Raw genomic sequence first — 14,581 nt, 5'->3', positions numbered from 1 at the left:
AAGGTCAAGCGCTACCCGTGATAATCTGACGAAAAAAGGCGGCGCAGCGGCTCACCACGGCAAATTAATCGAAAACCTGAGAGCAACTGTGCTAACGTCATTAACAATATCCATTGAAGAGAACGACTATGAAGCAAAGCATCAAGATCCTGCTGCTGACGGGACTCCTTGGCTTCTCCTCCACCAGTTTTGCCCTGAGTGAATCCGAAGCGGAAGATCTGGCGGATCTCACGGCGGTTTTCGTCTATCTGAAAAATGATTGTGGCTATCAGGATCTTCCGGACGCGCAGATTCGCAAAGCGCTGGTCTTTTTTGCTCAGCAAAACCGCTGGGATTTAAGCAACTACAGCAACTACAACATGAAAGCGCTGGGCGAAGAGAGCTATCGCGACCTCAGCGGCATCGCCATCACCAACGACAAAAAGTGCAAGTCTCTGGCCCGCGATTCACTGAGCCTGCTGGCTTACGTCAGGTAACGCCCCCGCCCTCTGCTGCCGGACATTTGACCGTGCAACCACGGTCAGTGTTAGCTATGATGTGCCGCCCATCTTCATGGCGACATCAGAGGAGAGCACCATGGCCCACAATGAAACGTGGCATGAAACCCTTCATGCCGGTTTTGGCCAGTATTTTACGGTAGACAAAGAGCTGTACCGTGAAAAAACTGCGCATCAGGATTTAATCATTTTCGAAAATGCCGCGATGGGTCGCGTCATGGCGCTGGACGGTGTGGTTCAGACGACCGAGCGTGACGAATTTATCTATCATGAAATGATGACTCACGTTCCCCTGCTGGCGCACGGCGCCGCGAAGAGCGTGCTGATCATTGGCGGTGGTGACGGTGCGATGCTGCGTGAAGTATCGCGTCATTCTCAGATCGAAAAGATTACCATGGTGGAGATCGATGCGGGCGTCGTGACCTTTTGCCGCCAGTACCTGCCGAACCACAGCGCAGGCGCCTACGACGATCCGCGCTTTACGCTGGTGATCGATGACGGGGTAAACTTCGTCAATCAGACGCAGGAAAAATTCGATGTGATCATCTCCGACTGTACCGACCCGATTGGTCCGGGCGAGAGTCTGTTCACCTCTGAATTTTATGCCGGCTGCAAAGCGGCCCTTAATGAAAATGGCATCTTTGTGGCACAGAATGGCGTCTGCTTCCTGCAGCAGGATGAGGCGGTGAACAGCCATCGCAAGCTGGGTCACTACTTTGCGGATGTCAGCTTCTATCAGGCCGCGATCCCGACCTACTACGGCGGCATCATGACGTTTGCCTGGGCGAGCGACAATCCGGCGCTGCGCCACCTGGATACCGCCACGCTACAGGCGCGTTTCGAGGCCGCTGGCCTGGCCTGCCGTTACTACACGCCAGCCATCCATACCGGCAGCTTTGCCCTGCCACAATATCTGTTGAATGCGCTGTCTGCCGCATGCTGACAGCACATTTCTAAGGGGGTGAATGAAATTGCAAAAGCTAAAACTACATGGCTTCAACAACCTGACGAAAAGCCTGAGTTTTTGTATTTACGATATCTGCTATGCGAATACTGAAGCTGAACGCGATGGGTACATCGCCTATATCGATGAACAATATAACGCGAATCGCCTGACGGAGATCCTGACCGAGACCTGCTCCATCATCGGTGCCAACGTGCTGAACATCGCGCGTCAGGATTATGAGCCGCAGGGAGCCAGCGTCACGATTCTGGTCAGCGAAGAGCCGATCGATCCGAAAGATATCGATAACTCAGAACATCCGGGTCCCCTGCCCAACTCGGTGGTGGCCCATCTGGATAAGAGCCATATCTGCGTGCACACCTATCCGGAGAGCCATCCTGAAGGTGGACTCTGCACGTTCCGCGCGGATATTGAAGTCTCAACCTGTGGCGTGATCTCACCACTAAAAGCGCTGAACTATCTGATCCACCAGCTGGAGTCAGACATCGTCACCGTCGATTACCGGGTGCGCGGCTTTACCCGTGACGTGAAAGGGATGAAGCACTTTATCGACCACGAGATTAATTCGATTCAGAACTTCATGTCTGAGGATATGAAGGCGATGTATGACATGGTGGATGTGAACGTCTATCAGGAAAACATCTTCCACACCAAGATGTTGCTGAAAGAGTTTGAGCTGAAGCACTACCTGTTTAACACCCGTCCGGAAGATCTCAGCCCGCAGGAGCACAAACGCATCACCGACCTGCTGTGGAAAGAGATGCGTGAGATCTACTACGGCAGAAACATCCCTTCTGTCGGTCTGAAGACGCTGTAACCCTCAGGCGCGCAGCGTTACCGGCGGTAACCTGCGCGTGCTGTCTCTCAGGCTGTCAGCGCGAGCGCAATGCCGCGCTCGCGCAGCGTGCGGCAGACCGCGTCCTCTAAACCGCTGTCTGTAACCACGTCGGTCAGCTCATCCAGCGGTGCCGCGCAGAACAGCGACCAGGAACCATATTTGCTGCTGTCCGCCAGCAGAACCCGGCGAGCCGCATTGGCCAGCAGGTCATGTTTCAGCCCCGCTTTCTCCTCGGTCGGCGTGGTGATGCCGCGCTCCAGGCTCCAGGAGTTACAGCTGACGAAGGCGATATCGGGATTGATGCTGCGCAGCAACCGGCGTCCATGTTCCCCCACGCAGGACTGACTGGAGTCATCAATCCGCCCGCCGATAATCGTCACTTCAATCTGCTTAAATTCCGACAGAAACAGCGCAATGTGCAGATCGGCCGTGATCACCCGCAGCGGCAGATGTGTCAGCTGACGCGCCAGTTCCAGCATGGTGGTGCCGGCATCCAGCACGATGGCGTCGCCTGCCCGGACAAAGCTGGCGGCGCACTCCGCAATGGCCTGCTTCTCCGCCAGGTGACGCTGCATCTTCTCCAGGGTGGTCGGCTGGGCGGGAATAAACCGATTCAGGGTGACACCACCGTGACTGCGGCTGATCACGCCCTCTTTATCCAGCTTGATCAAATCACGGCGAATCGTGGCGGGTGAGGCGGAGATCGCACTGACCAGTTGCTCAACAGTCACCAGATTATGGCTTTTCAGATAATCCATAATCTGGTCAAGACGGCTCTGTCCCTTCATATTTCCCTATGCGAGCTGCATCGCGAGTTTGATAGAGATCGCCATGCTCTCAGACTTCGCTTTACCTGTCCAGGCGATATCAAAAGCGGTGCCGTGGTCCGCAGAGGTGCGGATAAACGGCAGGCCGGCGGTAATGTTGACGCCGTCATAGAAGCCCAGCAGCTTCAGCGGGATATGCCCCTGATCGTGGTACATCGCGACCACCATGTCATAGAGCCCCTCCTGGCATTGCAGGAACACCGTGTCCGGCGGGCACGGCCCGGCGACATCAATCCCCTGCGCTTTCATCGCCTGAATGGCAGGTGCAACGGTGGTGATCTCCTCATCGCCAAACAGCCCGTTCTCACCGGCATGGGGATTGACGCCCGCCACGGCGATGCGCGGAGCCTGATAACCGACGCGCCGCAGGAAAGTGTCCGCCATACCAATGACCGTTTTAATGCGCGGCTGGTTCAGCGTGTCGAGGAACTTACGCAGTGCAATGTGGGTGGTGACGTGAATCACCTTCAGCTTATCGGTGTAGAGCACCATGGCGTAATCCCGGGTGTCAGTGAGGTGGGCCAGCAGCTCCGTGTGCCCCGGATAGAGATGGCCGGCCGCATGCATCGCCTCCTTGTTCAGCGGCGCGGTGGCAATCGCCTGCACGTCGCCCGCCAGCGCCAGCGCCGTAGCACGTTTCACACAGCGCCACGCCAGATCGCCCGCCTCTTTCTGCACCACGCCGGGTTTCAGCGCGTCGGGGTCAGCCAGCGGCTCGTCAATCACGTTGATGATGCCAGGAGCAAAGCGTGCATCCTGCACCCGGTCAAGGACCCGCAGCTCGGCCTGGGGCGTAATGTTCATCGCCAGAATGCGGCGCAGTGTACTGGCGCAGCCAATCACCACGGCAGGAATGCCATTCAGCTCACCTTCAGAGAGCGATTTAATGATGATTTCCGGGCTGATGCCCGCCGGGTCGCCCATGGTGATCGCAATAATTTTACTCACTCGACTTCTCCTCAATAAAATCAATGGCTGCTACCAGGGTATTTTCATCACCAAAGCCACCCGCTTTGGTCATCACCGGCAGAGTAAATTCACTGTTAAGCAGAACCCCGTGCGGCACACAGCCCGCCACCAGACCCTGAATGGTAAAGCCGCTGGCACCCAGTGCCCGGGCGACGGCCATCGCCACATCCCCTCCCGACAGATAGAGCGCATGCGGCTGCGCGCTGCGGCAGAGCCGGTAAGTAATCTCGCCGAGAAACTGACAGATCGCCTCCCCCAGCTGCTGGCGCGTCATGCTGAAGTGCTGACAGAGCTGCGCAATCTCGTGCCGCTGCGCCTCGTGCTGGCAGGTGGTGATCACCGTATGGCGACCGGCCCGCAGTGCCGCAGCCGCCTCATCGATCCAGCGATCCCGATCGGGCCAGGCGGGCTGCCGGAACAGCTGCCGGATATCGACATCCACTCTCGCTGCGTCACGCTGGCTGAGCAGCTGGGCAACCTGCTGCTGCCCGCTCTCGCTCATCGATCCCACCACCGCCAGCACCGGCCGGGGCGTTCGCACCCGGAGCGCGGCGCCCAGCGCATCGCTTAATCCGGCGGCCCCGACCAGCAGCGGCGTCTCGCGCAGCCGCGCAGCCGCGGCGATCAGTCGCGCCAGGTCCGCCCCGGTTTCGGCATCCACGACGACGATGCCGTGCGCCGCCGCCAGCACCGCATCAAGCCGGTCGCTGCGCAGCGTGGCAAGATCGAGCACGCTGCCGGCGATCTGCATCTGTTCAAGAACGCTGGCGCTGGCGATCGGGGTTTTCGGATCGCTGGCAAATTCGGTGTCCGTGAGCAGACGCTGATGGACCCGGACGTGACCTCCGCACGTGGTGCGGCCCAGTCGGGGCACCGCCGGTGCAACCAGCGCCAGCGTTTTCGCACTGGCCTTCAGTGCCGCCGCCGTTTCAGCGCCGATATTGCCGCGCAGCGTAGAGTCGATCTTTTTGAACAGCCAGCCGTGCTGAAACTGCGCCGCGAAGTGCCGCACCGCCTGCGTGACGCGCTCTGCCGCCTGGGTGGCGCTGATCGCCCGACTCTCCGTGCTGACGACCAGCACATCTGCCGTCTCTGGCAACGCGCCCCGGGTGTCGAACAGCACCTGAACGCCTGCGCCGGCCTGCGCCAGTCCGCTTCCCGCATCGTTGGCACCGGTAAAGTCATCGGCGATGACCAGTACCGGCGTTTTCCATAATGATGAGCCCATCCTCACTCCTGTCAGGCGATTGCCGCTGCCATTGATTATATTCAATCATAATTGATTATATGTGAGCAACTTCAAATTAATCGAAATCGATATGCCCTATAAAATGAGCCATACAGAGTGACTGACCTCGCATTGAGATGAGCAAAGTTAATCATCTGCTCAGACGCGATCGACATAAGGGTATGAAATGAACATTAACAGCACGGTGATCAGCGGCTATCAGGCGTTAAACGACATGCGCTATCTGCTGGAGGGGGTTTCATCCGCGGTAGTGGTAACTGACCGGAACATTGAAGCGATTCCGGCTGTGCAGGCGCTGCTGGGGCAACTCCGGGAGCAGATCCCCCAGATCAGCGTGGTGAACAGTGTTCCCCCCGAGCCGAGCCAGCATGATGTGGCCGCCCTTCTTGCCGCACTCACGTCGCGCAGGGCTGACATGGTGATCGGTATTGGCGGTGGCAGCGTGCTGGATGTGGCAAAGCTGCTGTCGGTGCTGTGCGTGGATGCGGCCCCGTCGCTGGAAGCCCTGCTGGCGGGGGAGAAACCGCAGCACCGCACCCGCTCCATGCTGATTCCGACCACCGCGGGTACCGGCTCAGAAGCCACGCCCAATGCGATTCTGGCGATCCCGGAGAAGGAGACCAAAGTCGGCATTATTTCCCCGATCATGCTGCCCGATGTCGTCGCGCTGCTGCCGGAACTCACCACCAGCATGCCCGCGCACATCGCCTCCTCAACCGGTATTGATGCCCTCTGCCACCTGATAGAGTGCTTTACCGCCTGCGTCGCCAATCCGGTCAGCGATAACTATGCGCTGATCGGGATGAAGAAGCTGTTCGCCAATCTCGAAACCACCCTGCGGGAGCCGGAGAATCTGCAGGCACGACTGGAGATGTTGTGGGCCTCTTATTATGGCGGTGCGTCGATTGCCCATGCCGGCACGCATCTGGTGCACGCCCTCTCCTACCCGCTCGGCGGCAAATATCATCTGCCGCACGGCGTGGCGAATGCCATTCTGCTGGCCCCCTGCATGCGCTTTGTCCGTCCGGCGGCGGTGAGTAAATTCGCTCAGGCCTATGACCTGCTGCCTGATGCTGACCACCGTTTAAGTGATGAAGCGAAATCCCATGCGCTGGTCGACTACTTCACCGCACTGGTGGCGCGTCTGCAGCTGCCTGCCAGTCTGGAAGCGCTGGGCATCGGCCCGGATCACCTGCCCTATCTGGTGGAAGCCGCGCTCGACGTGCAGCGCCTGATGAAAAATGTCCCGATGGCGGTCACCGCTGACGATGTGCGCGCGGTCTATCTGACCCTGTTTCCTTCCTGCCAGGCGTAATGAGGATTGTCATGAATAAGAAAATAAGCGGCGTACTGACTGCCATCGTCACCACCTTCGATCGTGACGGCGCTTTTGATCCGGTGAGACAGCGTGAGCAGGTCAGACGACAGCTCCGGGCCGGTAACGGCATCTTCTGCGGCGGCACCAACGGCGAATTCTTTGTGCTGAACGAGCAGGAAAAGCTCGCCGTCACCGCCACCTGCGTGGATGAAGTCAGCGGCCGCGCGGCGGTGGTGGCGCACATCGGCGAAATCTCGACGCGTGAAACGATCCGGCTCGGCACACAGATCGCCCGCCTGGGCGTGGATGCCGTCTCCGCGATCACCCCCTGGTTTGTGCCGCTGAAACAGCAGGAGCTGATCGATCACTACCGGCGCGTGGCTGACGCGCTGACGGTGCCGCTGTTCCTCTACAACATCCCGGCGCGCACCGGCAATACGCTGCAGCCGGAGACGGTGCGCACGCTGGCCGCCCATCCAAATATCATCGGCATCAAAGATTCGGCGGGCAGTTATGACAGCCTGCGCGGCTTCCTGCAGGCCACCGCCGACTGTGACGGTTTTGATGTGCTGAATGGCCCCGACTCGCTGATCCATCAGGGGTTTGTTGAGGGCTGCTCCGCCGCCATTTCCGGGCTGGCCAACGTGGCCCCGGAGGCGATTAACGCTATCTGGGCGCGCTTCGCTGCCGGCGATATTGCCGGTTCGCAGCAGGCTCAGGAGAACGTCACCGGTCTGCGCACGGCGCTCTACAGCATCGGTTTCTCACCGGCCGCCGTGAAAAAAGCGGTCAGCCTGCTGGGCTTCGAGGTGGGTGAAAGCCGCTATGCGGTGCAGTTCAGCGCCGAAGAGCAGCAGCAGATCCGTCAGATCGTCACCCACTACCTGCAATAAACGCCATCGCCTTTGTCTCCTACCGGTCAGATGAGAACGAACCTGATGGTCGCCATCTGCCAGCACAATCGAGGTTATGATGAACGCATTTTCAACTGAGAGCACCTTACTGATCGTAGGCATGGTGGTCGCCTATATCCTGTTCACCACCTGGCTGACCTGGCGGCTGCGCAGTAAAAGCAGCGGTGACTTTATGGAAGGCTCCCGCGCCATGCCTGCCTTTATCGTCGGCATCATGCTGATGTCGGAATATATCGGGGCAAAATCCACGATCGGCACTGCGCAGGCCGCCTTTGAAAATGGCTTCGCCGCTTCCTGGTCAGTGATCGGCGCGGCGATTGGCTTTCCGCTGTTTGGTCTGATCCTGGTGAAGCGCATCTACAACACCGGTAAGATCACCATCTCCGGGGCGATCGCCGAAAAATATGGCAGTTCGACCAAAAACATCATTTCGCTGATCATGATCTATGCGCTGCTGCTGGTGAACGTCGGCAACTACATCAGCGGCGCGGCGGCGATCTCTACCGTGCTGAAGATCGACCTGACCCAGGCGGCCTTTATTACCGCGGTGGTGAGTACCTTCTACTTCGCGTTTGGCGGCATGAAAGGGGTGGCCTGGGTGACGCTGCTGCACAGCGCCATTAAGTACATCGGGATCCTGATTATCCTCTACGTGGCGCTGAAGATGACCGGCGGCGTGGCCCCGATGATCGAGAAAATGCCCGCCTTCTACTGGACGTGGGATGGTCATGTCGGGGCCAGTACCATTGTGGCCTGGCTGATCGGAACCGTGGGCTCGATCTTCTGCACCCAGTTTGTGATCCAGGCGATCTCCTCGACCAAAGATGTCAAATCCGCTAAGCGTGCCACGTGGGTCGCCTTCTTCTTCTGCCTGCCTATCGGCCTGGCGATGGCACTGATCGGCGTGGCGGCGAAGTTTGCTCATCCCGACATCAAGAGCCTCTATGCCCTGCCGGTGTTTTTGCAGGATATGTCACCCTGGCTGGCGGGCATCGTGACGACCTCGCTGGTGGCATCGATTTTCGTCAGCGTCGGCACCGTGGCGCTGGCGATCGCCTCGCTGGTGGTGAAAGATTTTTATGTTCCTTACCGTCACCCTACGCCAGAGCGCGAGTTCAAAGTGACGCGCTGGTTCTCGATTGCCATCGGCTTCTTTCCGCTGCTGTTTGTGCTGTTCTTCCCGGAAGTGCTGAAGCTCTCCTTCTTTACCCGCGCGATTCGCCTGTCGATCACCGTCGTGGCGATCATGGCGTTCTATCTGCCGTGGTTTAAGAGCACACGCGGTGCCAACGCCGGTCTGATTGGTTCCTGTCTGGTCACCTCCGTCTGGTTCCTGATGGGGAATCCGTTTGGCATCGATAATATGTATGTGGCGCTGGCCACACCAGCGATCATTATGGTGATTGACCGCTGCATCCCGTCACGCCAGTCTCAGCCTCAACCGCAACGCAATGCACAAAAGAGTGGAGCCTAATATGACTCAGGAAACCGTCACCGCCGAACGCACCGGCCAGCTTGCGCCGCATCCGCAGGATAGCGCGCAGCAGGTTGCGATGCTGCCCTCCTCCTGCCCGCAAAACCATGCGGCTAACCTGCTGCCGCTGCCGGATGGCGATCTGCTCTGCGTCTGGTTTGGCGGCACCCAGGAGGGGATCGCCGATATCTCTGTCTGGTGTTCACGGCTGCAGAAAGGCAGCGATCGCTGGAGTGAGGCGCAGAAACTCTCTGAGGATCCGACGCGGTCCGAGCAGAATCCGGTGCTGTTCCTCGATCCCGATCAGGTCCTGTGGCTGCTCTGGACGGCGCAGAAGTCCGGTAATCAGGACACCGCCATCGTGCGCTATCGTCAGTCTCACGATCTGGGCCGGAGCTGGGGCGCGATCGACACCCTGCTGGATAAGCCTGGCACCTTTATTCGTCAGCCGATCGTGGTGCTGCCGAATGGCAACTGGCTGCTGCCGGTCTTTTACTGCCTGACGCCGCCCGGTGAAAAATGGGTGGGAAACTATGATGTCAGCGCCGTGAAGATCTCAGAGGATAAAGGCCGGAGCTGGCGCGATGTCAGCGTGCCTGACAGCACCGGCTGCGTCCATATGAACGTCACCCTGCTGGAGGATGGCTCGCTGCTGGCGCTCTACCGCAGTCGCTGGGCCGATCACATCTACCAGAGCCGCTCGTTTGATCAGGGAGAGAGCTGGAGCGCACCCGAAGCGCTGTCGCTGCCAAATAACAACTCCTCTATTCAGGTCACGACGCTGCGCAACGGTCATCTGGCGCTGGTGTTTAACGCCATGAGCGCTGAAGGTGCCAGCGAACGTCGCCTGTCGCTCTATGACGAAATTGAAGATGATGAAGAGGACGATGAGGTGGCGGTGGCCGCCGAAGCGGTGGTACACAGCGGCCGTACCGCCTTCTGGGGTGCGCCCCGAGCGCCCATGACGCTGGCGATCTCAACCGATGGCGGCAAAAGCTGGCCGCTGCAGCGCAATCTGGACGAAGGCGATGGCTACTGTATGACCAATAACTCGCAGCAGAAGTTAAACCGTGAGTTCTCCTATCCCAGCATCAAAGAGGGTCTGCATGGCGAACTGCATATCGCCTATACCTGGTATCGTCAGGCGATCAAATATGTGCGGATTGAGGAGTCATGGGTGCAGGGAGGTGACGCGTGAATGAACGGATGGCGCTGGTGACCGGTGCCAGCTCCGGCATCGGTCAGGCGATTTGTGACCGCTTACTGAGTGACGGCTGGCAGGTGATCGGCCTGAGCCGTTCGGCGGTCAGCCGAACAGAACCGGGCTGGCAGAGTCATCAGATCGATATCAGTGACAGCGCTGCCCTGCAGGTGCTGCTGGAACAACTGCCTGTGCCGCAGGCGGTGATCCATGCCGCGGGTATGATGCAGGCCGCGCCGCTGGGGGAACTGGATTTGGCGGCCAGCGCCCGTCTGTGGCAGCTGCACGTGGCCGCTGCGGAACAGCTGACGAACCATTTTGCGCCGCGGATGGCGGCAGGCGGGAGAGTGCTGCTGCTGGGGAGCCGTACGTCAGGCGGTACCGCAGGCCGCAGTCAGTACGTGGCGACCAAATCAGCGATGATCGGCATGGTGCGCAGCTGGGCGGCAGAACTGGCTCCGCGTGGCATTACCGCCAATATCGTGGCCCCCGGTGCGACCGAAACACCGATGCTGAACCAGCCGGGCCGCGCCAGTTCACCGCCGCGCCTGCCGCCAATAGGCCGCTATATTCAGCCGCAGGAAGTGGCCGATCTGGTGGCGTTCCTGCTCTCTCCCTCAGCAGCGGCAATCACCGGGCAGCAACTGGTGATCTGCGGTGGCGCCTCGCTGAGCTAAGCTGCCCCTGCCGCCCGCCGGGCGGTTTCACATCCCGGCCAGACGTGAAGCGCCACCTGTCCGGCATTTAACGCCGGACGGGATTGCCATACTGGTTCACAAACTGGCGATACGCGGCGATGACCAGCAGAAAATCTTCAATGCCGCAGAATGAGAGGCTCTCTTCGTCGTAGTAGTTCATCCCCTCCTCCATGCCGTCATCTTCCAGCGCCAGCAGGTTGGCGCGAATCATCACCTCCTCCTCATCCACCAGGATGGTGTATTCGCTGCCGATGCGCTGCCACTGTCGCACACTGCCTTTGACGTCTTCGATAGCGGCTTCGACTTCATCCAGCAGACCCGGATCGTTTTTCACCTCTTCGTTGAACCAGTGGCCGACCGCTTCATGATCCATCGACATGCGGACCTTAATCTGTCCGGTCACATCGCGTAAAAATTCATATTCCATCGCCCGTTCCTCTCAACGTCGTCGCGTCACTCAATGAGTGTCACGGCTGGCTTTGCAGCATAATGTGACACGTCGCGCATTATTACAGGCTGTCAGGCGAAATCCAGCTTTTGATCGTGCCGGTGACCGGCGCGAAGACGAAAAAAAGGGGCGAATCATCGCCCCTTATGCATGCTTACAAGGTGAAGGATCAGACTGCGGTCTGGAAAATCACGCCTTCCGCTTTGTCGGTGTACTGCGCCAGCTGGTCGAAGTTGAGATAGCGATAGGTGTCGCTGGCCGTTTTATCGACCTGCGCCATAAATTGCTGATACTCATCAGGCGTGGGCAGCCGGCCCAGCAGTGATGCAACGGCAGCCAGCTCGGCAGACGCCAGATAGACGTTTGCGCCGGTCCCCAGACGGTTCGGGAAGTTACGGGTCGAGGTGGAAACCACTGTCGAACCGTCTGCCACACGCGCCTGGTTACCCATGCAGAGTGAACAGCCCGGGATCTCGATACGCGCACCGCTTTTACCGAAGACGCTGTAGTAGCCCTCTTCGGTCAGCTGTGCGGCATCCATCTTGGTTGGCGGCGCCACCCACAGACGGGTTGGCAGCTGACCTTTGTGGCTGTCCAGCAGCTTACCGGCAGCACGGAAGTGACCGATGTTGGTCATGCACGAGCCGATAAACACTTCGTCGATCTTCTCGCCCTGAACGTCCGAGAGCAGACGGGCATCGTCTGGATCGTTAGGGGCACAGAGGATCGGCTCTTTGATATCAGCCAGATCGATCTCGATCACGGCGGCGTATTCCGCATCCGCATCGGCTTCCAGCAGCTGAGGATCGGCCAGCCATTTCTCCATGCTCTCCACGCGACGCTCCAGCGTACGACGATCGCCGTAACCTTCTGCGATCATCCACTTCAGCAGCACGATGTTGGAGTTGAGATATTCGATGATTGGCGCTTTATCCAGCTTGATGGTACAGCCCGCCGCAGAACGCTCTGCTGACGCATCGGACAGCTCAAACGCCTGCTCAACTTTCAGATCCGGCAGACCTTCAATCTCCAGGATGCGACCAGAGAAGATGTTTTTCTTACCTTTCTTCTCAACGGTCAGCAGGCCCTGTTTGATGGCATAAAGCGGAATGGCGTGAACCAGATCGCGCAGCGTAATACCGGGTTCCATCTTGCCTTTGAAGCGCACCAGGACCGATTCCGGCATGTCGAGCGGCATGACGCCCGTTGCCGCAGCAAACGCCACCAGGCCCGAACCGGCCGGGAAAGAGATACCGATAGGGAAACGGGTATGGGAGTCACCGCCGGTTCCTACGGTATCCGGCAGCAGCATACGGTTCAGCCAGCTGTGGATAATGCCGTCACCCGGACGCAGTGAGACACCGCCACGGTTCATGATGAAGTCTGGCAGCGTGTGGTGCGTGTTCACATCGACCGGCTTAGGATAGGCGGCGGTGTGGCAGAAGGACTGCATCACCAGATCGGTCGAGAAGCCCAGGCAAGCCAGATCTTTCAGCTCGTCACGGGTCATCGGACCGGTGGTATCCTGCGATCCCACGGAGGTCATCTTCGGTTCGCAATACGCGCCCGGACGCACACCGGTTACGCCACAGGCGCGGCCGACCATTTTCTGCGCCAGTGAGAAGCCACGGGTGCTCTCCGCAACATCTTTCGCCTGACGGAATACGGTGCTGTGCGGCAGACCCAGCGACTCGCGCGCTTTGGTGGTCAGGCCACGGCCGATGATCAGCGGAATACGGCCACCGGCGCGCACTTCGTCAATCAGCACTTCGGTTTTCAGTTCGAAGCTGGCCAGCAGGTCGTTGGTTTCGTGGTTACGCACTTCCCCTTTGTAAGGGTAGATGTCGATCACATCGCCCATGTTCAGGTCGTTGACGTCCACTTCGATAGGCAGTGCGCCCGCATCTTCCATGGTGTTGAAGAAGATAGGCGCAATTTTGCTGCCCAGCACCACGCCGCCGCCTTTTTTGTTTGGCACGTTCGGGATGTCGTCGCCCATGAACCACAGCACCGAGTTGGTGGCGGATTTACGGGATGAGCCGGTTCCGACCACGTCACCGACGTAAGCCAGCGGATAGCCTTTGGCCTGCAGCGCTGCGATCTGTTTGATCGGGCCGATATTGCCCGGCTCATCCGGCTCAATACCTTCGCGGGCATTTTTCAGCATCGCCAGGGCGTGCAGCGGGATGTCAGGACGTGACCAGGCATCCGGGGCCGGAGAGAGATCGTCGGTGTTGGTTTCGCCCGTTACCTTGAATACCGTGACCGTGATCTTTTCGGCCAGCTCAGGACGTGACAGATACCATTCCGCATCGGCCCAGGATTGCATGACCTGCTTCGCGTATTCATTGCCCGCTTTGGCTTTCTCTTCGACATCATAGAAGTTGTCGAACATCAGCAGGGTGTGTGAAAGGGCTTTGGCCGCGATGGGGGCCAGTCGGCTGTCGTCCAGCGCCTCGATCAACGGATGAATGTTATAACCGCCCTGCATGGTACCGAGCAGTTCGACCGCTTTTTCAGGAGAGATCAGAGGAGAGGTTGCTTCGCCTTTGGCAACAGCCGCCAGGAAACCAGCTTTGACATACGCCGCTTCATCGACGCCAGGTGGGACTCGGTTGACCAGTAAATCGGTCAGAAATTCTTCTTCACCCGCAGGTGGATTTTTCAGCAGTTCAACCAGCGCGGCCATCTGGGAAGCCTCTAAAGGCTTAGGAACAATTCCCTGGGCAGCACGCTCGGCAACGTGCTTACGGTATTCTTCTAGCACGACGTTATCCTCGCTCTCATTATGTAGGGCTTTCCGACCACCTTGCTCACTTATGGAGAACAACCTTCCCTTTTCTTGTCCAGGTTGAGGTGCCCGGTTTCGCGGAGGGCAGAATAGCAGGATTTCGTCTGTTTGTTAATCTGTTTACAAAAATACAACATAATCGACTACGCCCATTCTGCCCGTCCGGTTCGCCGTCTGCGCGGGCTGATTGTGCGTAAACGGACGGTCCCGAGCGTACCGCATGCCGGGGAAATTAGCCCCGAAAAATGTCAGGTTTATCGCGGTTTAAGAGAAGTATCAGGGCAGAATCGATAACGGACAGGAATAGAAAGGTGCGGTTTGTGGGACTGGCCATCGATGCCACCGGCCAGACACAGCGGAGCAGAAGAGGCCTTAATGGCCTCTTCTGCCTGC

Annotated in this window: 13 protein-coding genes; 8 read left to right on the top strand and 5 right to left on the bottom strand. The window is 58.8% G+C overall.

All coding sequences use genetic code 11. From position 1 onward, the window contains the following. The first annotated feature begins 128 nt into the window (after positions 1 to 128). From AC1V0D_RS13130 to speD, 3 genes are all read left to right on the top strand, one after another. The gene (locus AC1V0D_RS13130) at positions 129 to 476 is read left to right on the top strand and encodes a YacC family pilotin-like protein (RefSeq protein WP_009092068.1); all 348 of its coding nucleotides are present in this window, start codon (positions 129 to 131) and stop codon (positions 474 to 476) included. Between the two features lie 100 nt (positions 477 to 576). Continuing rightward, positions 577 to 1,440: a polyamine aminopropyltransferase gene (gene speE / locus AC1V0D_RS13125; RefSeq protein ID WP_046101240.1), complete on the top strand. Its 864-nt coding sequence runs from the start codon at positions 577 to 579 to the stop codon at positions 1,438 to 1,440. A gap of 22 nt (positions 1,441 to 1,462) precedes the next feature. After that, entirely contained in the window at positions 1,463 to 2,278 is an 816-nt protein-coding gene (gene speD, locus AC1V0D_RS13120) for an adenosylmethionine decarboxylase (protein WP_009092072.1), read from the top strand. Between the two features lie 47 nt (positions 2,279 to 2,325). On the opposite strand, the gene AC1V0D_RS13115 is transcribed toward speD, so the two are convergent. Genes AC1V0D_RS13115 through dtnK form a run of 3 tightly spaced genes read right to left on the bottom strand, consistent with a single transcriptional unit; the run spans position 2,326 to position 5,323 of the window. Beyond that, complete coding sequence (locus tag AC1V0D_RS13115) at positions 2,326 to 3,087, bottom strand: DeoR/GlpR family DNA-binding transcription regulator (protein WP_046101239.1); 762 nt, start codon at positions 3,085 to 3,087, stop codon at positions 2,326 to 2,328. Between the two features lie 6 nt (positions 3,088 to 3,093). Continuing rightward, positions 3,094 to 4,074, bottom strand: a complete 981-nt coding sequence (locus AC1V0D_RS13110; protein ID WP_482907544.1) for a D-threonate 4-phosphate dehydrogenase — start codon at positions 4,072 to 4,074, stop codon at positions 3,094 to 3,096. Next, entirely contained in the window at positions 4,067 to 5,323 is a 1,257-nt protein-coding gene (gene dtnK, locus AC1V0D_RS13105; RefSeq protein WP_482907543.1) for a D-threonate kinase, read from the bottom strand. Before dtnK ends, AC1V0D_RS13110 begins: the two co-directional genes overlap by 8 nt. Positions 5,324 to 5,510: 187 nt before the next feature. Here dtnK and AC1V0D_RS13100 point away from each other — a divergent pair, with 187 nt between their 5' ends. The 5 genes from AC1V0D_RS13100 to AC1V0D_RS13080 all read left to right on the top strand — a co-directional run bounded on the left by AC1V0D_RS13100 (position 5,511) and on the right by AC1V0D_RS13080 (position 10,928). Continuing rightward, positions 5,511 to 6,659: an iron-containing alcohol dehydrogenase gene (locus tag AC1V0D_RS13100; RefSeq protein WP_482907542.1), complete on the top strand. Its 1,149-nt coding sequence runs from the start codon at positions 5,511 to 5,513 to the stop codon at positions 6,657 to 6,659. A gap of 11 nt (positions 6,660 to 6,670) precedes the next feature. After that, a complete protein-coding gene (locus AC1V0D_RS13095; RefSeq protein ID WP_154928413.1) occupies positions 6,671 to 7,555 on the top strand; it encodes a dihydrodipicolinate synthase family protein in 885 nt (294 codons plus the stop codon). A 79-nt stretch (positions 7,556 to 7,634) separates the two neighbouring features. Continuing rightward, positions 7,635 to 9,050, top strand: a complete 1,416-nt coding sequence (locus AC1V0D_RS13090) for a sodium:solute symporter family protein (protein WP_009092082.1) — start codon at positions 7,635 to 7,637, stop codon at positions 9,048 to 9,050. A gap of 1 nt (position 9,051) precedes the next feature. Next, a complete protein-coding gene (locus AC1V0D_RS13085; protein WP_267369811.1) occupies positions 9,052 to 10,248 on the top strand; it encodes a sialidase family protein in 1,197 nt (398 codons plus the stop codon). Between the two features lie 8 nt (positions 10,249 to 10,256). Continuing rightward, positions 10,257 to 10,928, top strand: coding sequence for an SDR family NAD(P)-dependent oxidoreductase (locus tag AC1V0D_RS13080; protein WP_482907566.1), 672 nt, complete (start codon positions 10,257 to 10,259; stop codon positions 10,926 to 10,928). Positions 10,929 to 10,995: 67 nt separating this feature from the next. On the opposite strand, the gene yacL is transcribed toward AC1V0D_RS13080, so the two are convergent. Together yacL and acnB are read right to left on the bottom strand one after the other, a co-directional pair. Next, a complete protein-coding gene (gene yacL, locus AC1V0D_RS13075; protein ID WP_009092085.1) occupies positions 10,996 to 11,376 on the bottom strand; it encodes a protein YacL in 381 nt (126 codons plus the stop codon). A gap of 190 nt (positions 11,377 to 11,566) precedes the next feature. After that, entirely contained in the window at positions 11,567 to 14,164 is a 2,598-nt protein-coding gene (gene acnB / locus AC1V0D_RS13070; RefSeq protein WP_009092086.1) for a bifunctional aconitate hydratase 2/2-methylisocitrate dehydratase, read from the bottom strand. Between the last annotated feature and the right edge of the window lie 417 nt (positions 14,165 to 14,581).

This window comes from Pantoea sp. PA1 (assembly GCF_056856975.1).
The sequence above is the reverse complement of the archived record's forward strand: the minus strand, read 5'-3'. Positions and strand labels throughout refer to the sequence as shown.